Annotated in this window: 20 protein-coding genes; 2 read left to right on the top strand and 18 right to left on the bottom strand. The window is 36.5% G+C overall.

Going from position 1 to position 22173, the window contains the following annotated elements; translation table 11 throughout:
* Positions 1–62: 62 nt before the first annotated feature.
* The 4 genes from virR to PQQ29_RS09090 all read right to left on the bottom strand — a co-directional run bounded on the left by virR (position 63) and on the right by PQQ29_RS09090 (position 4177).
* Entirely contained in the window at positions 63–740 is a 678-nt protein-coding gene (gene virR / locus PQQ29_RS09075) for a two-component system response regulator VirR (protein WP_003762805.1), read from the bottom strand.
* Positions 741–801: 61 nt separating this feature from the next.
* Positions 802–2781 carry an ABC transporter permease gene (locus tag PQQ29_RS09080; protein ID WP_045552657.1) on the bottom strand — a complete coding sequence of 660 codons (1980 nt, stop codon included), beginning with the start codon at positions 2779–2781 and terminating at the stop codon, positions 802–804.
* Positions 2771–3538 carry an ABC transporter ATP-binding protein gene (locus PQQ29_RS09085; RefSeq protein WP_003762808.1) on the bottom strand — a complete coding sequence of 256 codons (768 nt, stop codon included), beginning with the start codon at positions 3536–3538 and terminating at the stop codon, positions 2771–2773. Before PQQ29_RS09085 ends, PQQ29_RS09080 begins: the two co-directional genes overlap by 11 nt.
* A gap of 129 nt (positions 3539–3667) precedes the next feature.
* On the bottom strand, positions 3668–4177 hold the full coding sequence (locus PQQ29_RS09090) for a hypothetical protein (protein ID WP_187984162.1): 510 nt from the start codon (positions 4175–4177) through the stop codon (positions 3668–3670).
* Positions 4178–4383: 206 nt separating this feature from the next.
* Here PQQ29_RS09090 and PQQ29_RS09095 point away from each other — a divergent pair, with 206 nt between their 5' ends.
* On the top strand, positions 4384–4872 hold the full coding sequence (locus PQQ29_RS09095; RefSeq protein ID WP_289415706.1) for a shikimate kinase: 489 nt from the start codon (positions 4384–4386) through the stop codon (positions 4870–4872).
* Positions 4873–4904: 32 nt separating this feature from the next.
* Here the strand turns inward: PQQ29_RS09095 and PQQ29_RS09100 are convergent, their stop codons facing one another.
* From PQQ29_RS09100 to pcrB, 11 genes are all read right to left on the bottom strand, one after another.
* Positions 4905–5459 carry a molybdate metabolism regulator gene (locus PQQ29_RS09100; protein ID WP_045554474.1) on the bottom strand — a complete coding sequence of 185 codons (555 nt, stop codon included), beginning with the start codon at positions 5457–5459 and terminating at the stop codon, positions 4905–4907.
* Between the two features lie 342 nt (positions 5460–5801).
* Complete coding sequence (gene rlmD, locus PQQ29_RS09105) at positions 5802–7163, bottom strand: 23S rRNA (uracil(1939)-C(5))-methyltransferase RlmD (protein ID WP_003762819.1); 1362 nt, start codon at positions 7161–7163, stop codon at positions 5802–5804.
* A gap of 23 nt (positions 7164–7186) precedes the next feature.
* The gene (locus tag PQQ29_RS09110; RefSeq protein ID WP_003769050.1) at positions 7187–7942 is read right to left on the bottom strand and encodes a hypothetical protein; all 756 of its coding nucleotides are present in this window, start codon (positions 7940–7942) and stop codon (positions 7187–7189) included.
* Between the two features lie 147 nt (positions 7943–8089).
* Entirely contained in the window at positions 8090–9022 is a 933-nt protein-coding gene (locus tag PQQ29_RS09115; RefSeq protein WP_003762823.1) for a diacylglycerol kinase, read from the bottom strand.
* A 141-nt stretch (positions 9023–9163) separates the two neighbouring features.
* Positions 9164–10594, bottom strand: coding sequence for an Asp-tRNA(Asn)/Glu-tRNA(Gln) amidotransferase subunit GatB (gene gatB, locus PQQ29_RS09120; RefSeq protein WP_003762825.1), 1431 nt, complete (start codon positions 10592–10594; stop codon positions 9164–9166).
* A gap of 11 nt (positions 10595–10605) precedes the next feature.
* Positions 10606–12057, bottom strand: a complete 1452-nt coding sequence (gene gatA / locus PQQ29_RS09125) for an Asp-tRNA(Asn)/Glu-tRNA(Gln) amidotransferase subunit GatA (RefSeq protein ID WP_187984163.1) — start codon at positions 12055–12057, stop codon at positions 10606–10608.
* Between the two features lie 23 nt (positions 12058–12080).
* Positions 12081–12374: an Asp-tRNA(Asn)/Glu-tRNA(Gln) amidotransferase subunit GatC gene (gatC, locus tag PQQ29_RS09130; protein WP_003762830.1), complete on the bottom strand. Its 294-nt coding sequence runs from the start codon at positions 12372–12374 to the stop codon at positions 12081–12083.
* Between the two features lie 123 nt (positions 12375–12497).
* A complete protein-coding gene (locus tag PQQ29_RS09135; RefSeq protein WP_003762831.1) occupies positions 12498–13613 on the bottom strand; it encodes a CamS family sex pheromone protein in 1116 nt (371 codons plus the stop codon).
* Positions 13610–15625: an NAD-dependent DNA ligase LigA gene (ligA, locus tag PQQ29_RS09140; RefSeq protein WP_045552667.1), complete on the bottom strand. Its 2016-nt coding sequence runs from the start codon at positions 15623–15625 to the stop codon at positions 13610–13612. Before ligA ends, PQQ29_RS09135 begins: the two co-directional genes overlap by 4 nt.
* A gap of 23 nt (positions 15626–15648) precedes the next feature.
* Entirely contained in the window at positions 15649–17844 is a 2196-nt protein-coding gene (gene pcrA / locus PQQ29_RS09145) for a DNA helicase PcrA (protein ID WP_187984167.1), read from the bottom strand.
* A gap of 64 nt (positions 17845–17908) precedes the next feature.
* Positions 17909–18586 (bottom strand): heptaprenylglyceryl phosphate synthase, encoded by a 678-nt coding sequence (pcrB, locus tag PQQ29_RS09150; RefSeq protein WP_003769060.1) that lies wholly within the window; start codon positions 18584–18586, stop codon positions 17909–17911.
* 207 nt (positions 18587–18793) lie between these two features.
* Between pcrB and PQQ29_RS09155 the strand changes: the two genes are divergently transcribed.
* A complete protein-coding gene (locus PQQ29_RS09155; RefSeq protein WP_187984164.1) occupies positions 18794–20149 on the top strand; it encodes a sodium-dependent transporter in 1356 nt (451 codons plus the stop codon).
* 42 nt (positions 20150–20191) lie between these two features.
* Here the strand turns inward: PQQ29_RS09155 and PQQ29_RS09160 are convergent, their stop codons facing one another.
* From PQQ29_RS09160 to purD, 3 genes are all read right to left on the bottom strand, one after another.
* Positions 20192–20446, bottom strand: coding sequence for a hypothetical protein (locus PQQ29_RS09160; RefSeq protein WP_003722240.1), 255 nt, complete (start codon positions 20444–20446; stop codon positions 20192–20194).
* A gap of 18 nt (positions 20447–20464) precedes the next feature.
* A complete protein-coding gene (locus PQQ29_RS09165; protein WP_003720075.1) occupies positions 20465–20761 on the bottom strand; it encodes a YerC/YecD family TrpR-related protein in 297 nt (98 codons plus the stop codon).
* A gap of 137 nt (positions 20762–20898) precedes the next feature.
* Entirely contained in the window at positions 20899–22161 is a 1263-nt protein-coding gene (purD, locus tag PQQ29_RS09170) for a phosphoribosylamine--glycine ligase (RefSeq protein WP_010990999.1), read from the bottom strand.
* Positions 22162–22173 lie beyond the last annotated feature (12 nt).

The raw sequence follows: 22173 nt of genomic DNA on the forward strand, positions 1-22173 counted from the left end.
TCCTTAATTTACGAAAAACAGGAAGTTCGCGTTTTTTGGCGCTATCTTCCTGTTTTCTTACTTCATTCAATCATATAACCTTGGCCTTTTTTCGTCTTAATAAATTCATCTAAGCCGATTTCTGCTAGTTTTTTACGAATTCGTACAACGTTGACTGTAAGTGTATTATCATCGACAAAACTTTCATCTTCCCAAAGTGCACGCATAATTTCGTCACGACTTACAATACTACCTTTTTGTTTCATTAATTCATATAAAATCAAAAATTCGTTTTTCGTTAATTCAATTTTATCTTCTAAATGGGTAAGTGTATTAGTATCAATGTGTAAAAATACATTATTATGTTCCATTACGTTCGCTTCTTCTAAATCCGCATATGAATATGTCCGTCTTAAAAGTGCATTGATCCGAGCCATTAAAACATCCAAATCTACTGGCTTTTCAATATAATAATCTGCCCCCATGTTCATTCCCATGATTTGATCCATTCGCGAGTTACGTGATGATAAGAAAATAATAGGTACATTCGAAACTTCGCGAATTTGATTACACCAGTAGAACCCATCAAAAAATGGAAGATTCACATCTAAAATAACCAATTGGGGCTCAAATGATAAAAACTCTTGCAAAATATTATTGAAATCATCAACAACCCCTATTTCAAATCCCCATTTACTTAAATGTTTTCTAATAGTATCACGAATTACCTCATCATCTTCTACGATATATACCTTAACCATTTCTTGTACCTCCTCGGCAGAACTCTCTTTTCATTTTAGCTGAATTAAACACAAAAGCCAATTACTTTTTATCTGCCATAACGATTTTAATAAAAGAATTAATACATAAAAAGTAATAAGCAGCATAACAAATAATGTAAATACCTGTTCCAATTAAAACAGGATATTTGATATTATCCATTAAATTAATCGAAATTCCCCATAATGCAGCCATTGAATGGGCAATTCCAAAAAACAACGGAATGGCAAAAATCGGCCAAACTTGTTTGGAAATAATCCTTCGTACTTCTTTTTCGGTAACACCTAATTTAAATAATATATCAAACTTAGACTTCTCAGAAACAGCATCTGTTACAAGTTTAAAATAAATAATGCTTCCTGTTGCTAAGAAAAATACAATACCGATGAAAATCCCAATAAATAATAGCGAACCTACTAGCGTGGAAATCAAATGATAATTCGTATAATAGGACGAAACATTTTCAGAAAAAAGAGAAGGTTCCCCGTCCACGATAGTCTGTACTTTCTTATCTAATTCTTCACTGTGATTGGGATTCGTAATATCAAACATTGCCACTCTTTCTGGTGGGAATAGCCTTTCCAAATCATCATAATATTCATCTGATACAACGAGCGTCTCATAAGAAATACCCGTATTGAAAATCGAATTCTCTCGAAAATCAACTACTTTCATTGGGGGCATTTTTTTCGCTAAAGACTCATTCGACTGGACTACCATTTTTCTTGATAGCCACTTATCTTGAATCTCTTGTCTTGCATAATACGTATTTTTTCCAAGTAAGATGGCGTCTCCATAAGAAAGCTTTTTCGGCTTCTCAAAATCACTTTGCTGTTTGGCGCCAATACGGTTATATTCGGATTCTGCTACGACCGTATGAATCATGTTATCCATCCGCGTTTTATATTTAGGAATATCTTTATATTCTAGCGTAGCACTAACCATTTCCGCTTGCATCAAACTTTTTAATTTGTGATCTTGGTCATTTTGTATCGTTTGAATAATTTCTCGTTCATCTTTAGCCGAAATATCAAGCACTTGGTAACTAGAAGGATTTTCTGCTGAAATGTCATTAATCGTTCGAACATAAAAACTACTCATTGATCCAATAATCGTTAATGTCGTCGCGCTTAATACTGCAATCATCGCAATCGTTCCTGCATTTTTCTTTAACCTAAAGCGAAGGGAAGTCACACCAATCATGTTTGTTCCGTTATAAAAGAAACGTTTATTACTATATAACTTCCGAATCACATACGGCGTGCCAAACCTTACCATAAGCCATGTCCCTAAAATAACAGAACATATAATAACTAAGATTACATCAAAAAAATCATATGTTAGCCAAATTGGTGATACTTCAATATTACTTGTTGCCAAATAATAACCAAAAATAATAAGAGCAAGTCCAATTAACATAAGAAAAATAGAACCCTTAGCTACTTTCTCTTCTTTTTGATCATTTTTAAACAATTGGCTTAAATTATATCTTAATACAATATAAACAGCATAAAAAGAAGTGAACAGCATGATACAAAAAAAGACAAGCCCAGTATCAAGAACTGCTTTAAATGAAATAATAAATTCAGCATCAATCGCGAGTCCAACAATCCAAAACAAAATCATCGCGAAAAACTTTGAAGAAAATATGCCAATTAAAATACCAAACAACGTCGCAAGCATGTATAACAAAGCATTTTCATAAAATAAAACTAAAACTATTTGCGATTTACGTAAACCAAGTAATGAATAAAGTCCGATTTCTCGTTTTCTTCTTTTAAGAAAGAAGCTATTAGAATAAAATATGAAAAAGAAAATAAATAATATCAACATTAAACTTGCCGATGAAAACATTGCTGGACCAAATAATTCCCATCGTTTAAACACCTTGTCAATGAGTGGGTTATAAGAAAGTGAGACAAAAGTAAAAAATACTAATACACATACAATAAGCGAAACAAAATAGACGATATATTGATTAAAATTCTTTCGCATATTGGTCAGCGCGATTTTAAATAACATTATTTTCGCCACCTCCAAGAAGTGCCAACACATCTAACACCTTTTGGAAAAATTGTTTTCTTGAACTTGTTCCTCGGTATATTTCTGTAAAAATTTCGCCGTCTTTAATGAACATAATCCGTTCGCAGTAACTCGCCGCAAAAGCATCATGAGTTACCATCAAAATGGTAGAATCTCGAACACTTTTAGCTTGAGAGAGACCTTCTAACAAGTTAGTTGCCGCTTTAGAATCAAGAGCTCCAGTTGGTTCATCAGCAAAGATTAATGTTGGTTCGGTAATCATTGCGCGGCAAACCGCTGTTCTCTGTTTTTGCCCACCTGAAATATCTGTCGGGTATTTATTCCGTAAATCATAAATGCCAAACTGACGTGCAATAATTTCAAAACGTTCATCAATTTCTGTTTGCTTTACTCGAGCTAAGGCCAGAGGTAGCACAATATTATCTTTAACTGTCATTGTATCTAATAAATTATAATCTTGAAAAATAAATCCTAGTTGATCTCTACGAAACACTGCTAAATCTTTCCCTTTCATTTTAGACAGCTGTTTTCCGCCAATTTCTATTTCTCCAGAAGTTGGCTTATCTATAGAAGATAAAACATTAAGTAATGTAGATTTCCCTGCACCTGATGGACCCATAATACCTACAAATGAGCCTCTTTGTATTTCTAAACTAATACTTCCTAACGCAGAAAACAAATTTCCTTTTGAACCATATACTTTTCTGACTTTAAGCGCCTTTAGCACTGTATCCATTGTTTTCCTCCCGTTACACGATTATTTGCTTATTTTACCCTATAATGAAGCAAGATACCATGGTCTATAGATGTATTTATCAAAAAATCATCTCCCTATTTTAAGAAAACAGAAAAATGATTCTTGTTATTATTTCTTTTCAATGAATATTTCTTCCCCAACTGTATTATCATCTGTATACGTTTCTTGCATGGACTGGATAATTGCTCTTAATTCTTCTAAACTAACAGACACATCTGCAGCAACAATATCCCAAGCAACTTCTTCCCGTCCGTTAATCGATGTCATAATCTTTAATCTTCCCTGAGAAAAAAGAATTATTGCTGGCTTAATTAGATCTGTCCCTTTAATTTCATTCCACGGCTTAAAATCGCCACGATAAGCAAGTCCACGTTCTGTTAACTCTACAGTGGGTGCAATATTGATTAAACGCAGTAAAGGCCGTAAAACACAAAGACCAATAAACACAAGTAAAATCACTTCTTCTGTACCTGTAACGCCTTTTATATGACTAAAAATTACATATAACAATAATCCGGCAGCAATCCAAAGTAAACAACTTGAAAAAATAAGGCGTCGGTTTACGCCAAATTCGATTTTTTCTGTTTTATTCGCTTGATTTAGCTCATTTTCTATCATTTTCTTCCTCCAGTTTACTTCTCTCTTATTTCTATTGTACTAGAAATATACTACAATGGAAAGAAAGCATTCTATCATTTAAAAACTGCTATCAAAATGGATTATTTACAGTTGACGTTTCTAGCATTTGTGATATAATTTCTTTAATGCTTTTAAGTAGTAAAATGTAAGAAATAATAAAGGAGGAGAACATCATCGATCAAGTTATCTTAATTGGCTTCATGGGAGCTGGAAAAACAACAGTCGGCAATATACTCGCGAAATTAGCTGATTTGCCTTATATTGATATTGACGAAGTAATTATTCGCGAACAAGGAATGAGTGTATCTGAAATTTTTGCAAAGTATGGTGAACAAGAATTCCGCCGACTAGAACACGAAAAATTAAAAGAACTAGCTAATACCAAAGCCGTTATTGCAACAGGCGGTGGCATTGTTCTAAATCCTGAAAATAGAAAAGTCTTAAAAAATACATATCCAGTTATTTATTTAGAAACCGATCCGGAAGTATTTATGAACCGCTTAAAAGGTGATACAACACGCCCGCTAGTTCAACAAAAGACACCTGAAGAAATCCGAGCAATTTTCGAACCGAGAATTGCCCATTATCAAGATTCCGCAGACTTCATTGTTAATACGGACAACCGTAATCAACACGAAGTCGCTAAAGCCATTTTAACCATGCTAGATAAGTAAAAAAGAGCGCTAATAATATTAGCGCTCTTTTTTTATTCCGTGCAGTGTCGACACCACATATCGGGTAAAACAGAAGTATAATCTTTTGTAAATGTTAATAAGTCATAAAACATACTATCTGCGTAACCTGCATCGATATTTTCGATTTTATTTAATTCTATTTCGCGATGGAGTGCTTCGAGTGCGGCATCACGAAGAGCGGGCAATACATAGCCAGTTATCTTAATTTGTGCTAACGCAGCCGAAACAGTTATCCGGTCTGACTCTCTAAGAGCGCTACCATATTCCGCTATAAGTTGTTGTAAACGGTCTACCCCGTCGTCTTTGGCTGGTATATAAGTGGAATGTTTGACTGTTTCCATCATGTATTTCGGAAAAGCTGCTAAATTAAGTCCTTGGTCACTTTTATCACTAAAATATTCTTCTAAACGATGAAGTACCTCCATTCCATCGGCATATCCAAAAGGACTATAAGCATCATTTTTGTCTAAATAGTAACTTGCTTTAAAATGTTCTTTAAAATGGGGATGGGTTGTCTCTAAGTCAAGAGCAGCATCTGGGCGATCAATATACATTGTAATAGCCATTTTATAAGTTCCTCCATTCATGTGAAATCTGTTACATACATCTTACCAAATTCGCACGGTTATGGAAAGCAAAAAAATATTATGACAATTTAGCGACAATTTCTTGTGTCCTCAGCCCTTAATTCGTGTTTTATTTAACTTTTTAGTACTAAAACAGTAAAATTTATCGATTCTAATATTTGAAAAGTTAAAAATAACACCTTTGACCATATTTTTATTTCGTGGTTAAATAATAATTGGACTTGATTTTCGTAGATCACGTCTGTTAATTTGACTTAGTCAACCACACACACTCGAAAAGCAAAAACCGCCATTTATCCCATTTTGGCGGTTTTTGTATGTTTATTTTAAGGTTAAAACGGTCACAGCTTCAATATGTGTCGTCATCGGAAACATATCTACTGGTTGCACTTTCTTCGCTTCATAACCGCCTTCTGTTAATATCTTCATATCTCGAGCAAGCGTCCCTGGATTACAAGAAACATATACTACTTTCTTTGGTTTCATTGCAAGAATTGTTTCAAGTAGTGTTTCATCACAACCTTTTCTCGGTGGGTCTACTACTAAAACATCCGCTACAATCCCGTTCTTATACCACTGTGGAATAACTTCTTCGGCTTTACCTGTTTCAAAGGTTGTATTCGTTAGATTGTTTAATTCAGCATTCGCACGGGCATCTTGAATAGCTTGGTCAACAATTTCAACACCGTAAACATGTTTGGCTTTTTTCGCAAGACAAAGTGAGATCGAGCCAATCCCGCAATATGCATCAATCACGGTTTCTTCTCCCGTTAACTCGGCGGAATCAATAGCTTGTTGATATAAAACCTCTGTTTGCAAAGGATTTACTTGATAAAAAGAACGTGCCGAAATAGCAAATCTAATACCATGAATCGTATCTTCAATAATATCACTTCCCCAAAGTGTTTTCGTACGATCACCGAAAATCACATTTGTTTTTTGTGGGTTAATATTTTGAACGATAGACGTTACTTCTAATTGATTCGTTAAGTCTTGAATAATTTCCGCTTTAAAAGGAAGGCGCTCTTTCGTTGTTACAAGGACAATCATTAATTGACCTGTAGTGTGCGCAAACCTAGTCATAATATGGCGAATATCACCTTTACCTGTTTTTTCATCGTAAGGTTCTGTGCCATATTTTGCCAAGATTTCTCTTGTTTTTTGAACGGCAACATCCCCTTTTTCATTGTGAATCAGGCATGTCGACATATCAATAATATCATGGCTTCTTTTTTGATAAAAACCGGCTGTTAATTTTCCGTTCACAAAGCCAACTGGAACTTGTGATTTATTACGATAGCGCCACGGGTTTTCCATACCAAGCGTGTCTGGTACTTCTACATTTAACTTACCAATGCGTTTCATTGTTTCTTCTACTTGGTTTCGTTTAAAAGCTAGTTGTCCATCGTAGCTCAAATGTTGTAAACTACAGCCACCACATTTTGAATATACGGCACAAGGTGGTTCAACACGTTCAGCACTAACAACTTCAATATTTTCCATCCGCGCAAAGCCGTAATTTTTATTTAATTTAGTAATTTTTGCAGTTATCTTTTCTCCTGGTAATGCATTTGGAATGAAAAGCGGATAGCCATCAATCTTACCTACACCACTGCCGTCATGTGTTAAATCTTCAATAGTTAGTTCTACGGATTGGTTCTTTTTTAAAAGGGATGCTTCCAAAGTCCCTTGCCCCTCTCTTTGCTTTACTTAATAATGTATTCGATGCCGATTGGTTCTGTGATAGTTGCTTCTTTTTGGTCTTTAAATATAAGCATCGTATTTTTTTGTAAAGTAAAATCATAAACAAATGATTTTGGATAAATCGTTACGTTTTTTTGAGTACTTAAATTTTTTGTATTGTCATTTATAGTTATTTCATCGGGAATTTTATTGCTAAAAATAGCTGCAGCAACTTCTGCGTCCTTACTTGAATAAGTTGTTTCAAGTGTTAATTTAATATCGCTTTTTTTAGTTGATTCTGCTTTTATAGCTTTTTGACCTGTTTCGATTGTTCGTTCGCCGCTTTTAATTTCGTAATTAGCAAACTTTTTTTGGACGGTCGTTGTTGGATAACGATATTTTGTATTAGTAATATATTCCGAAACTTTTTTCGCTTCAATGCGAAGACGATATGCCTTCATTCCGTCATAACGACTATTAGAAGCTGCTAATTTATTTAAAATTTCTGGATTAGTTGTTGCTATGATTAAATCGCCGTTTTTAGCGATTGTTGCTTCAGTACTTGGAGATGGGATAGATAGAAATACATTATCCTCTAAGGGAATTTGCATTTGGTCGTTTATCCACACTTTATTACTTTCAATTAATTCTGATTTACTGACTGTCGGCGCTTGTTCTTCGGCATCAACCTGCCAAAAGAAAAATATAGCCGCTGCGATAGCAATGATAAGGATAACTATTACCATAATGAATTTTTTTAATACATATCCACTCGTCATATCGCATTCACCTCATTTCTTGTCAAGATACCTATTATACTTGTTTTGCGCAAATAAGACAAATATCTAACAATAATTACATCCTTTTTACTATGTTGCAGTTAGGACATTTAGGCTAAAGAAAAAAACTACCAAGCTGGGCAGTTTTTAGCTATTTTCTTTTATAAATAAATCGGTTGCTGGAATATCATCTACACTCGCAAAAAATTCAATATGCTGTTTTAAATTGCGGAATTCCATCGGGGTTTCGCCACCAAGTTCTCCGTCAAGGTTAATAAGCATCTTGTCTTCAGAGTGTACGCTTACTTTTTCTGATTTTACATAAATAACGTTTGGTTCTTTAATATGATCTCCTCTAAGCGCCAAAGTAACTAAGCGAATAAATTCTGCTAAATTCACTTTTTTGACGATGATGAGCGAAAACTTACCATCATCTAACTTGGCATCAGGAGCAATTTTTTCAAAGCCTCCAATAGAATTGGTTAAACCTAAAAGAAAAAACATTACTTCCCCTTCAAAGACACCTTGATCATATTCTACTTTTACTTTGGTAGCTTTTAAGGAAGGGAGCATTTCAATTCCTTTTAAGTAATAAGCTAATTGTCCAAGCATTGTTTTTAATCTGCTTGGGACATCATACGTGAGCTCTGTAAGCCTACCCCCACCACCAATATTAATAAAATAAGTATCATTTGCTTTACCTATATCCATTGCTACACTTTGACCAGCTGCTATAATCTTCGTTGCTTTTATCACGTCTCTAGGAACATGTAAGGCTCTTGCAAAATCATTGGTTGTCCCGGTTGGAATAATCCCTACTTTTGGTCGATAAGGTTGTTCTGCAATCCCATTAATAACTTCATTAATGGTACCATCTCCGCCTGCTGCAACGACTAAATCATATCGATCTCTTACAGCTTCTTCTGCTGCGTGCTTGGCGTCACCTGGCTCTGCAGTTGTGGCATGTGCAGATGTTACATAACCTGCTTGCTCTAATATCGAAAGGACATCTGCGAGATTTTTCTTGATAATCTCTCTTCCAGATGTGGGATTATAAATAACTCGAGCGTGTTTTTGCATTATGTTCGTCCTCTCCTTCACTCAAACAGCGTTGTTCAAAAGAAAAGCGCGTTTTGACACATGATAGTAACATTATAGCAAATTTCGCTATAAATTCCTAATAAATAAAGCAGTGAAGCGAAATGCCTCACTGCCTAAAAATTAACGTTTGTTCATTTCTTCTAGTAAAATTTTATTAACCATTGGTGGGTTTGCTTGGCCTTTTGTTGCTTTCATAACTTGGCCTACAAGGAAACCAACTGCACGATCTTTCCCATTTTTGTAATCGATAATAGATTGTTCGTTGTTATCTAAAATTTCTCCAATGATAGTACGTAAAGCTCCTTCATCGGAAATTTGAACAAGTCCTTTATCTTTTACAACTTGCTCTGCATCGCCACCGTTTTGTGCTAATTCACGGAAAACTTTTTTGGCGATTTTAGAGGAAATAGTTCCAGCTTCGATTAATTTAATCATTCCTGCTAGATTTTCTGGTGTTAATCCTGTGTCGTGAAGTTCTTTTTGTTCTGCATTTAAGTAAGCAGAAACTTCACCCATCAGCCAGTTAGATGCTTGTTTAGCGTCTGCTCCAGCTGCAAGAGTTGCTTCAAAGAAATCAGACATTTCTTTTGTAAGCGTAAGAACCATCGCATCGTATGCTGGTAAACCAAGATCATTGATATAACGGATTTGACGTTTGTCTGGAAGTTCTGGAATTTCAGCGCGAATGCGTTCTTTCCAAGCATCATCAATAAATAGATCTACTAAGTCTGGCTCTGGGAAATAACGATAATCATCCGAACCTTCTTTGATACGCATCAAGGAAGTTTTACCAGTTGCTTCTTCAAAACGACGAGTTTCTTGTTCGATAATGCCGCCAGACTTAAGTACTTCTGCTTGGCGTTTTTCTTCGTATTCAATCCCTTTACGCACATTGTTGAAGGAGTTTAGGTTTTTAAGTTCTGTTTTCACGCCAAATTCTTCTTGCCCGATTGGACGAATAGAAATGTTGGCATCACAGCGCATCGAACCTTCTTCCATTTTCACATCGGATACGCCAGTGTATTGAATGATAGATTTTAATTTTTCTAAGTACGCATAAGCTTCTTCTGCAGAACGAATATCTGGTTCTGAAACGATTTCGATGAGTGGTGTTCCTTGACGGTTAATATCCACTAAAGAATAACCGTGCGATGTATGCGTATTTTTCCCTGCATCTTCTTCCAAATGAAGACGAGTGATGCCGATTTTTTTCTTTTTACCCCCAACTTCGATTTCAATCCAGCCATGTTCGCCAATTGGTTTATCGAATTGAGAAATTTGGTATGCTTTCGGGTTATCAGGATAAAAATAGTTTTTACGGTCAAATTTTGTATGCTCAGCAATTTCGCAGTTAATCGCCATTGCAGCTTTCATACCATATTCGACAGCACGTTTATTTAAAACTGGTAAAACACCTGGCATTCCTAGATCTACTACGGTTGTATTTGTATTTGGTTCTGCTCCAAAATGAGCTGGCGCAGAAGAAAATATTTTTGAATTGGTTTTTAACTCTACGTGAACCTCAAGTCCAATAACTGTTTCAAAATTCATTGCTACGCCTCCTATAAGTTTGGTTTTTCTTTATGGAATGTTGTTTCTTGTTCAAATGCGTGCGCTACTTTGTATAGTAAAGATTCTTCAAAGTAATTACCGATAATTTGTAATCCTACCGGTAATCCTTCTGAAAATCCACAAGGAACAGAAATAGCTGGTACGCCTGCTAAGTTAATTGGAACAGTTAAAATATCATTGGAATACATTGTAATTGGATCATTAATCATCCCGTCAATTTTAAATGCTGTTGTCGGGGAACTAGGTCCGATAATAACATCGTAGTTTTTAAACACGTCAACAAAATCTTGTTTAATTAACGTACGTGCTTGTTGTGCTTTTTTGTAGTAAGCATCGTAATAACCAGAACTTAATGCGTATGTTCCAAGCATAATACGACGTTTTACTTCATCACCAAAGCCTTCAGAACGTGTTTTTGTATAAAGTTCTTCTAAAGTAGTCGCGTTTGGAGAACGGTATCCGTAACGAACGCCGTCAAAACGAGAAAGGTTAGAAGAAGCTTCACTGGATGCTAAAATGTAATAACTTGCTACACCGTATTCAGAATGAGGTAAAGAAACTTCATCCCAAGTAGCGCCAAGTTTTTCGAGTGTTTTAAGTGCATCTAACACAGCTTGTTTGACACCAGAATCCACGCCTTCACCAAGGTATTCTTTTGGAACACCGATGCGTAAGCCTTTAATATCACCTGTTAAGCTATCTGAGAAACGTTCTACTGGTTGGTTAATCGATGTAGAATCATTTGCATCTAAACCAGAAATCGCTTCTAATAAATAAGCATTATCTTCTACATTTTTTGTAATTGGGCCGATTTGGTCTAAAGAAGACGCAAAGGCAATTAAACCAAAACGAGATACACGGCCATATGTAGGTTTCATTCCGACTACCCCACAAAAAGCTGCTGGTTGGCGAATCGATCCACCAGTGTCACTACCAAGCGAGAATAATACTTCGCCTGCTGCAACTGCGGATGCGCTACCACCTGAAGATCCACCAGGAACTCTTGATAAATCCCATGGATTATGTGTTTTATGGAAGTAAGATGTTTCTGTAGAAGAACCCATCGCGAATTCATCCATATTTAATTTTCCGATATTAATCGTTTGCGCGTTTTTTAATTTAGAAACAACCGTCGCATCATAAATTGGATCGAAGTTTTCTAAAATTTTACTTGCTGCTGTTGTACGTAAGTTTTTAGTTACGATATTATCTTTAATACCGATAGGAAGACCAGCCAGCATATTGTTCGGATCAATACCTGCATCACCAAGCTCTTCTGCTACACCAAGAGCTGTTTCTTTGTTTAAAGTAATAAATGAACCGACTTTATCCTCTACTGCTTCAATACGGTTAAATGATTCTGTTACTAAATCAAAAGGTGTGATTTCTTTTTTTACTAATTTATCATGTAATTCTTTTACTGAAAAATCAAATAAGCCCAAAATATTTTCCCTCCTTAGCGTGTTTATTGTTCCATTATTGTTGGTACTTTGAACATGCCGTCTTGTTGATCCGGCGCATTTTTCAGTACTTCTTTACGATCAAGGCCTTTCGTTGCTACGTCTTCACGTAACACATTCGATACATCGATTGCATGGCTTGTTGGCTCTACATTGTTTGTATCTAGTGTATTTAATTGCTCCACTAGCTCAATAATTTTACCAAGCTGACCAGCAAAAGCAGTTGCTTCTGTTTCTGATACTTCTAGTTTGGCAAGATTTGCTACTTTTTCTACTGTTTCTTTGGATATATTTGACAAAATGCCATCCTCCTTTTTAGTGGTACTTTCTATGCGGTAGTGCTTCCCGCCTTGCTAAATGGGAAGAACTGTCCTCTCCTGCATAATTATACAACAGGAAAGAACAATTCGCATTGTTTTTTATTAATCATAAATGTGAGCAGTAGCTGCGTCTTCATTTGCTTTTCTAGTAATTAATGCAGCTGGACCGTCTGATGTAGAAATATTGACTTGTAAATCAGCTGTTTTAGGAATATGTTGTCCTACTAAATCTGTTACATATTGTGTAAAGCCAATAATTTCTGCTTGCCCATAAAATTGCAATGGAATATCAATACTAAGTTCTGCTAATTGCCCGTCTTCATATCTAGCGCGACCAACTACACCTGTAAAGTTCGGGTAGTAATCTTCAATAGCTTTTTTGAAGTTAAGGAAATTATCATTGTCAGTTTTGTGATCTTTTGCAGATTCAGTGGAAGGTAAAACGTAATTTTTTTCTTCTACGTCTTTCCAACTGGATAAGCTGTCACCGTTTGCTGTTGCATAAGTAAGAAAATTACCTGGAGCTACAGCATCACGTGGCCCTTGTTTATAAATAGCAATCGTAACTGGAACATTTTCTAACCCTTTTGTTTGGCGAATTCGGTTCAATACAGTACCAGACATTTCTTTACCTTGTGCTAGTAAATCGCTGTCACTGATTTCTTGTTCAAAAGTGTCGCCGTATTGTTCTTTTTGATAGTAATCAACTGAATTCATTGCCAGCGCGATTGAAATCCCACCAAGCGCTACAGTATCTTTATCTGTTTGTTTTAAATAATCTTGTTCTAAAATGTGAGCTAAATAAATTGGCTTACGATCTTTTCCGTCGCCATTACTTTCTGGATTTAAACCATTAGGATTTTTTTCACTTTTCCGGTCTAACCATTTTTCTAGTGTTTCCTTGTCCAAATACTGCCCCTCTTGGAAAAGATAATTGTCTGGCGAATATTTATTTTGGGAAACTCGCATTAAACCAGATTCTAACTCGTTAATATCGTATCTTGAGTAAATATTCGATACTACAAGTCCACGAGATTTACTTGCTTTGTACGGTAATACCGTTTTGTAATAATTGGATGAAATTTGATTTTTTGTCATGATGCCCGTTTCTGCTTTTTTATCATCTTTTTGTACCACTTTATCGTTTGAGTCGAGTTTTGGGGCACAGCCAGAGAGAATAAGCGTTAAACCGAGCGCTGCAATTATGAGTTTTTTCATTCGTTTAATCCACCTTCGTCTGGTAAGTACTCTATTAAGTCTTCTTCGGACCAAATAGGAATTGCTAGTTCTTCAGCTTTGGCTAGTTTAGAACCAGCATCACTGCCAGCTACAACAACATCCGTTTTCTTACTGACGCTTCCAGAAACATTTCCCCCGAGTGATTCGATTAATGCTTTTGCATCGTTTCGTGTTAATTTTTCCAGTTTTCCAGTTAAAACAACTGTTTTCCCTGCAAAAACAAGCTCCTCTTCGGACATGTTTTCTAGTTTTGGCCCTGTATAGGTCATATTGACGCCAGCCCTTTTTAGTTCTTCCAGTAAATCATGTACTTCTTCATTCGCAAAATAAGTCACAATGCTATCTGCCATTTTTTCCCCAATGTCATTAATACTTGTCAGTGTTTCTTTGTCTGCTATTTTCAAATTATCCATTGTTTCAAAATGAACTGCAAGCGATTTGGCTGCTTTAGCACCAACATGGCGGATTCCCAAGCCAAAAAGTAATTTTTCAAGCGAATTTTGTTTACTTGCTTCGATGGATGCCAGTAAATTGGTTACTGATTTCTCACCCATTCTTTCTAATTCTAACAGTTTCTCTTTCGAAAGGAAAAACAAATCTGCAACATCTTTAATTAAATGCATTGAAAATAGCTGAATAATAACTTTTTCTCCAAGGCCATCGATATTCATCGCATTTCTTGAAACAAAATGGATAAGCCCCTCTTTAATTTGAGCTGGACACTTAGGATTAATACATCTTAGTGCTACTTCTTCTTCTAAGCGAACAAGTTCACTATCACAGGTTGGACAGTTTTTTGGCATACGGAAAGGTTCTTCACTACCGTTACGTTCTTCGGTAATGCTCTTAATCACTTCAGGAATAATATCGCCTGCTTTTTTAATTAAAACGGTATCGCCAATGCGAATATCTTTTTCTGTAATTAAGTCTTCGTTATGAAGTGACGCACGGCTAACTGTAGTTCCTGCAACTCTTACTGGTTCTAACACCGCTGTGGGAGTTATTACGCCAGTTCTGCCAACGTTTAATTCAATATCCAGCAGTTTAGTTGGTACTTCTTCTGCAGGAAATTTATAAGCAATTGACCATCGTGGTGATTTAACTGTTGTCCCCATTTGGCGTTGTTGTTCTAAATTATTTAATTTTAAAACGATACCATCAATATCGTAAGCTAAACCAGCTCGTTTTTCCGTCCACTCGTCAATGTAAGCATATACTTCCTCTAAATTACTGCAAAGTCTACGCTCTTTATTGACTTTAAGGCCTAGTGTTTCAAGCATATCTAAGCCCGCGCTATGTGTTTCAACACCCATTTCACCAAAATCAGCTACTGCATAAAGGAAAATATCAAGGTTTCTAGATGCAGCAATTTTTGTATCTAATTGACGAAGTGAGCCAGCCGCTGCATTTCGCGGATTTGCAAATAACATCTGGCCTTCTTCTTCGCGTATTTCATTTAATTTTTGGAAGGAACGTTTTGGCATAAAAGCTTCACCGCGGACTTCAATGGAATAAGCTTTTTTCAGTTTCATTGGGATAGAACGAATCGTGCGTAAATTAGCAGTGATGTCTTCACCAACTGTTCCATCACCTCGCGTAGCACCTTGTTTATACTTACCATTTTCGTATTGAAGTGATACGGCTAGTCCGTCAATTTTCAGTTCGCACATATAACTAATGTCATCACCGACTTTATCGCGGATACGGCGGTCAAAATCAGCCAAATCATCGCGATTAAACGCATTGGCCAAGCTTAACATTGGTGTGTCATGTTCTACTTTTTTAAAACCTTCTAAAACTTCTCCGCCTACTCGTTTCGACGGTGATTCAGGTGTAACCCATTCTGGATGCGCTTCTTCTATTTTAAGTAGTTCTTGCATCTTTTGATCGTATTCGGCATCTTCTACTGTTGGATTATCAATTACATAATAATCATAGCTGTATTGATCAAGTATGTTTATTAGTTCTTCATACCGTTTTTTATCAGCCATTTCTTCACCTGCTTTTTCCAAATTTATACTTTTTCAATTGGCGCAAATTCTGCGAGCAATCGTTTGACTCCAGTTGGGCTTGGGAATGCAATATCAAGTTCCATTCCGCTACCTTCGCCTTTGACACTTACGACTGTTCCTACGCCCCATTTCTTATGACTAGCTTTATCGCCGACTGTCCAACCGAGTGTTTCCGCTCCAGAAGATTTATAGGCAGTAGTTGCTTTTTGCGGCATCCGCGGTTTGGCATAAGGTTTATCAGCTGTTAATTTATTTTCGTTGCCTAATTCTAGTAAGTCACGAGGAATTTCGCCAATAAAGCGAGATTCTTGGTTGGATGATGGACGACCGTAAAGCATCCGGGAATACGCGCTCGTTAAGAAAAGTTCTTCTTCTGCACGAGTGATACCAACGTAAGCAAGGCGGCGTTCTTCTTCCATTTCTTCTTCTTCATAAATGGCTCTAGAATGTGGGAAAATTCCTTCTTCCATCCCAACTAAAAAGACAACTGGGAATTCTAGCCCTTTGGCAGAGTGAAGCGTCATCAGCGTCACCGCACCGTTTTGTTCTTCATTATCTTCTTCTAACTTATCAACATCAGCAACCAGTGCTAAATCCGTTAAAAATGCGAGTAATGTTTTATCGTCATTTTCTTTTTCAAAGTTTTGTGTAACAGATAAAAACTCATCGATATTTTCTAAGCGAGTTTGAGCTTCAATAGTTCGTTCGTTTTTCAGCATTGCTCGGTAACCTGTTTTTTCGAGAATTTCTTCTACAAGTTCGGTTACGGATAGAAAATCTTGCATTTGGGTGAATCCGCGAACCAAATCATGGAAAGCAACTAAATCTTTGCTTATTTTAGCAGAAATCCCGGCTAATTCAATGCGATTAAGTACTTCAAACAAACTTAAATCGTAAGCTGCGGCAACATTGTTTAGTTTTTCTAATGTGCCTGGTCCAACTCCGCGTTTTGGTACGTTGATGATACGTGTCAGACTAATATCATCTTCATTATTACTAATAAGTCGTAAATAAGCCAAAATGTCTTTAATTTCTTTTCTATCATAGAATTTCGTACCGCCGACCATTGTGTAAGCCATATTTGACTTCATGAAATATTCTTCCATTACACGGGACTGGGCATTGGTTCTATAAAGAATCGCAAAATCAGAAAGAGGACGACTCGAATTGTTTACTTCTTCTTGAATTTTCATAACGACGTAAGCCGCTTCTTCTTTCTCAGTTAACGCCTTATGGTAAAAAATCTTCTTCCCTTCCGCATTACTAGTCCAAAGATTTTTTGGTTTACGATTGCCGTTATTTTCGATTACACGGTTCGCCGCTTCTAAAATACGTTTGGTCGAACGGTAATTCTCTTCTAGGAAAATGGTTTTGGCGCTCGGGTAATCTTTTTCGAAAGACATAATATTACTAATATCTGCCCCGCGCCAGCCGTAGATTGATTGGTCAGAGTCACCAACGACACATAAATTCTTAAATCTAGAGGCAAGTAGTTTTACAAGTAAGTACTGCGCGTGGTTGGTATCTTGGTACTCATCCACGTGAATGTATTGAAACTTGCGCTGATAATATTCTAAAACATCTGGAACACGTTCAAATAATTGAATCGTCACCATAATTAAATCATCAAAATCGAGCGCTTGATTTTTCTTCAGTTTCTTTTCATATTTTTCATAGACTTCGCCGACCATTTTATCGTAGAAACCACTTGCTTCTTTTATATATTCGCTTGCAGTTATAAGTTCGTTTTTTGCATTGCTAATAGAAGCCAAAATACCTCGTGGCTCAAACTTCTTAGGGTCGACATTCTTTTCTTTTAAAATGCCTTTAATAACCGATAATTGGTCACTTCCATCTAAAATAGTAAAATTGCGTTCGTAGCCAATCCGGTCTATATCACGACGTAAAATTCTTACGCACATGGAGTGAAAAGTGGAAATCCAAATTGATTCCGCTTCTCCGCCCATTAAATTACCAATCCGTGATTTCATTTCACGCGCTGCTTTATTGGTAAACGTAATCGCTAAAATATTATAAGGATTCACGCCACGTTCTCTTACTAAATAAGCGATGCGATGGGTTAAAACACGTGTTTTACCACTCCCTGCACCAGCCATAATTAATAAAGGTCCTTCTGTACTTTCTACTGCTTTTCGTTGTTCTGGGTTTAATCCGTCAACTAATTCTTTTGCATTCAATTGCATTCTCCTATACACCACCATACAAACATTTGTTCTTATTTTATCATACTACACTTTATAATCAAACCGTTTTCTCCATAAAAATAGTTGCGGTTTCTAGTGCTTTTTCTAAATCCTCATAAATAATATTGCCCACAATAATCGTATCCGCGTACTTCGCCATTTCAGCAGCTTGTTCTTTGGAACGGATTCCGCCACCATACCAAAACTCAGTGTCGCTTAAAACTTCACTTACTTTTCTTACTGCTTCTGGATCGCCGTACATCCCGCTATATTCGACATAAAAAATCGGCAGACGAAATATATTCTCTGCTAATCGCGCATAAGCAATAATATCTTCATCCGTTAAGTCTGTTTTCGCTTCTGTTAACTGGGCAACTTTTGCGTCTTTATTTAAAATAACATAACCTTCTGATGTGATTCGCTTCCAAGGAATAAAGTCCCCTAGTTCCTTGATTAACTCTTTGTGTAAACCATGCGTCCATTTACTATTTTCCGTATTTAATACGACTGGAATTAAAAAATGTTCTGCTTCCGGTAAAATCATGGATTCATCGCTTACTTCAAGGAAAATCGGCAAATCTGTTTCAGCTAATAATTCATACAGATTTTCGACTGCTTCTATTTCTAAATTATCTGTCCCACCAATGATAAATCCATCGGTTCCAGAATGAATGAGCTTTGTGACACTATTACGAGGTAAATTCTTTGCTGGGTCTAACTTGAATAAATGCTTCATATGCTCCTCCAATTCTCTATAATGGGATATCTTATTATAGCATTAGTTACATTTCATCGCACCCTTACAATAGGAAATTTTAACTTTTTTTAAGCTTTTTTTACGACTTCTTGTTGGGATAGCTTTTATTTTATGGTATGATGAGGAAAATTTGATTTTATTATGACTTCTAGAGTATTGACATAGAAAAAAGGAAATGGGGATATTATGCAAGAAAACAGAGAAGAATGGGGCTCAAAAGTCGGATTTATTTTAGCATCCGCTGGGTCCGCAATAGGAATTGGCGCGATTTGGAAACTGCCTTATGTGGCTGCAACTGCAGGAGGTGGCGCATTTTTCTTATTGTTTTTAGTTTTAACCTTACTTGTAGTCATGCCACTTTTGATTGCTGAGTTTGTTATTGGACGAGGTTCTGGTGGGGATGCGGTTCAAGCTTATAAAACGCTCGCACCTGGAACGAAATGGAACTTAATTGGAAAATTAGGCGTAGTTGGCGCAAGTATTTTATTTTCATTTTATAGTGTCGTTGGCGGTTGGATTATTACTTATTTAATTAAAACGCTCACTGGTGGAATTGCCGGTGAAAACCAAGCGACTTTACTCCATGATTTTCAAGTGACGACAGCCAACCCATGGATTTCGGTTGGTGCGACAATTTTCTTTATTTTACTCAATGTGATCGTTATTAGCCGCGGAGTTGTTAGCGGAATTGAAAAAATGAGCAAGTTTATGATGCCCGCGCTTTTTATTTTATTTATAGTGTTAATTATCAGGTCCTTGACATTACCAGGCGCAATGGAAGGTGTCGCATTTTTCTTACGACCAGATTTTAGTCATTTTACTGCTCAAACAGTCCTTATTACACTCGGTCAGGCGTTCTTTTCACTCAGTGTGGGGATTTCGGTGATGGTTACGTATAGTTCTTATTTGAACAAATCGACTAGTTTACCTCAGTCAGCGATTTCAGTTTCGCTTATGAATGTGTTTGTTTCATTACTTGCTGGGTTAGCTATTTTTCCAGCGGCATTTTCGTTTAACATTACGCCAGATGCAGGTCCGGGGTTATTGTTTGTTATTTTGCCCTCGATATTTAATCAAATGCCGTTTGGGATGTTGTTCTTTATTATTTTCTTAATTTTATTCTTATTCGCCGCGCTAACGTCTAGCTTCTCCATGCTTGAAGCAACAGTTGCTCCGCTGATGAATGCGGGTGTTAATCGTAAAAAAGCGAGTCTTTGGATGGGGCTTGTGATTGTGTTAATGGCAATTCCAAGTGCACTTAGTTTCGGTGTTTGGAGCGATGTTCAGATTTTTGGACTAAGTATTTTTGATGCTGCCGATTATCTTGTGTCGAATATTATCTTGCCAGTTGGTGCTTTATTTATCGCTATTTTTGTTGGTTACCGATTACCTCGTGAATTACTTTTAAAAGAATTTACCACGAGCAGCCATTTTGGCAAAAAGGTTTTTATTATTTGGCTCTTTCTCATTAAATATATTGCACCAATTGCGATTATTTTTGTCTTTCTCTCCGCAACTGGTTTAATTGATTTTCTGTTTTAACAAAAAAAGCAATCCGCTAATTTCTTAGCGAGATTGCTTTTATTATATTGCCATCAGTACGATACTTGTCACACAAATCAGGATTCCACTTAGGCCAATCGCCGTTCCAATTGCTCGTTTTTCTCTAACATTAGCAAGCGTCGTGAAAATAAAACAAATAATAAAGACCCAGTGCCACAGTAAAGAAAAATCAAGCCCAGTTCCAGTGGAAATCATATTAATCACAAAATAAATAACTGCAAGAGCAAGAATAGAGATGATTACAATCTGATAGGTTTTACTATTAAACTTTTTCAATATTAATCCCTACCAATCTTATTCTGGCTTTGTCATTCTTGAAAATACGACATCGTACATATCATTGCCATAATGAAGTGAACGTTTTACACGTGAAATTGTTGCTGTACTTGCACCTGTCTCAGATTCAATCACATTATACGTTTTTCCATCATGAAGCATTTTTGCTACTTGGAAACGTTGAGCCATGGATTGTATTTCGTTCACAGTACAAACATCATCAAAAAAAGCATAACATTCTTCTAAATTCTCGAGCGTTAAAATCCCTTGGAAGAATTCATCCAATCCTTGTCCACGCAACTTCTCTATTTGCATATCTTTACCTCCAAATAATCTCATATATCCTACTTTCATATTTTAACGTACCAACGCGTAAAACACAAACGTTTCTCTTTACGAAATAAACAAAAAAAGTACTATCCAAGCAATTTGCTTAAAGATAGTACTTTTTATTATTCTGCCTTTGTTCCAATATCCATTCGGTAAAAGAAATTTGGATTATCTAGTTTTTGCATTTCTGGATACAGTAAAGTCCGGGCATCACTCATGGTTTCAGCTTCTTTTGCTAGTAATAAAACGCGGCCGCCACTTGAGACAAATTCCCCGTTTTCATTTTGTTTTGTTCCCGCATGATAAATGGCGACATCCTCTCTAATATCATTTAAGCCAGTGAGTTTATTTCCTTTTTCATAATGTTCTGGGTAACCGGCACTTGCTAAAACGACACCGAGCGTAATTCCTTCTTTTTTAAAGCGAACTTCTGGTTTTTCGTTGTTGAGTAAAGCTGCTATAAGTGCTGCAAAATCACTTTCTAAACGAGGCAATACGACTTGTGTTTCCGGATCACCAAATCGCGCGTTAAATTCAATTACTTTTGGCCCTTCTGTCGTTAAAATAAGACCTGCATAAAGAATTCCGCGGAAGTAGCGATCTTCTTGCACCATTCCTTTTGCAGCGGGGCGAAGGATTTTTTCAACAGCTTCATTCACTACATCTTCTGAAATATGTGGTACTGGTGAATAAGCACCCATGCCACCAGTATTAGGTCCTTTATCGCCTTCATAAGCACGTTTATGATCTTGTGCAATCGCCATTGGATACACTTCTTCCCCGTTTACAAAAGCCATCAAGGAAAACTCTTCGCCAGCTAAAAAGTCCTCTATAACGACTTTGAGAGATGCGTCACCGAATTTTTCTTCTAACATCATATCTTTTAACGCAAGGACAGCTTCTTCCATCTCTAAAGCTACTGTGACACCTTTTCCAGCGGCTAATCCGTCTGCTTTAATAACGATTGGTACACCGCGTTCATCCAAATATGCTTTAGCCTCCGCATAATCAGTGAAAGTTCTTGAGGCAGCAGTGGGAATGGCATATTTCTCCATAAATTGCTTGGCGAAGTCTTTACTACCTTCAATTAAAGCCGCATTTGCTTTTGGTCCGAAAGCTTTGATTCCCGCTTCTTCAAACGCATCTACCACCCCTTCTAAAAGAGGTACTTCAGGTCCAACGATGACAAAGGAAACGTCTGCTTTCTTGGCAAAATCAATCAAACCAACTTTATCTGTTTCGGAAATAGCAACTAATTGAATATCATCTAAACGCATTCCGTCATTTCCGGGAGCGCAATATACTTTTTCGACATTGTTTGATTCTAGTAATTTTTTACTAATAGCATGTTCTCGACCGCCGCTACCAACTACTAATAAATTCATTTAATGACACGT

Source organism: Listeria innocua, assembly GCF_028596125.1.
Taxonomy (GTDB): domain Bacteria; phylum Bacillota; class Bacilli; order Lactobacillales; family Listeriaceae; genus Listeria; species Listeria innocua.

Coding starts and splice junctions, on each gene's coding strand:
- virR (WP_003762805.1), bottom strand. CDS start 740: ATGGTTAAGGTATATATCGTAGAAGATGATGAGGTAATTCGTGATACT.
- PQQ29_RS09080 (WP_045552657.1), bottom strand. CDS start 2,781: ATGTTATTTAAAATCGCGCTGACCAATATGCGAAAGAATTTTAATCAA.
- PQQ29_RS09085 (WP_003762808.1), bottom strand. CDS start 3,538: ATGGATACAGTGCTAAAGGCGCTTAAAGTCAGAAAAGTATATGGTTCA.
- PQQ29_RS09090 (WP_187984162.1), bottom strand. CDS start 4,177: ATGATAGAAAATGAGCTAAATCAAGCGAATAAAACAGAAAAAATCGAA.
- PQQ29_RS09100 (WP_045554474.1), bottom strand. CDS start 5,459: ATGGCTATTACAATGTATATTGATCGCCCAGATGCTGCTCTTGACTTA.
- PQQ29_RS09110 (WP_003769050.1), bottom strand. CDS start 7,942: ATGACGAGTGGATATGTATTAAAAAAATTCATTATGGTAATAGTTATC.
- PQQ29_RS09115 (WP_003762823.1), bottom strand. CDS start 9,022: ATGCAAAAACACGCTCGAGTTATTTATAATCCCACATCTGGAAGAGAG.
- gatB (WP_003762825.1), bottom strand. CDS start 10,594: ATGAATTTTGAAACAGTTATTGGACTTGAGGTTCACGTAGAGTTAAAA.
- PQQ29_RS09135 (WP_003762831.1), bottom strand. CDS start 13,613: ATGAAAAAACTCATAATTGCAGCGCTCGGTTTAACGCTTATTCTCTCT.
- ligA (WP_045552667.1), bottom strand. CDS start 15,625: ATGGCTGATAAAAAACGGTATGAAGAACTAATAAACATACTTGATCAA.
- pcrB (WP_003769060.1), bottom strand. CDS start 18,586: ATGAAGCATTTATTCAAGTTAGACCCAGCAAAGAATTTACCTCGTAAT.
- PQQ29_RS09155 (WP_187984164.1), top strand. CDS start 18,794: ATGCAAGAAAACAGAGAAGAATGGGGCTCAAAAGTCGGATTTATTTTA.
- PQQ29_RS09165 (WP_003720075.1), bottom strand. CDS start 20,761: ATGCAAATAGAGAAGTTGCGTGGACAAGGATTGGATGAATTCTTCCAA.
- purD (WP_010990999.1), bottom strand. CDS start 22,161: ATGAATTTATTAGTAGTTGGTAGCGGCGGTCGAGAACATGCTATTAGT.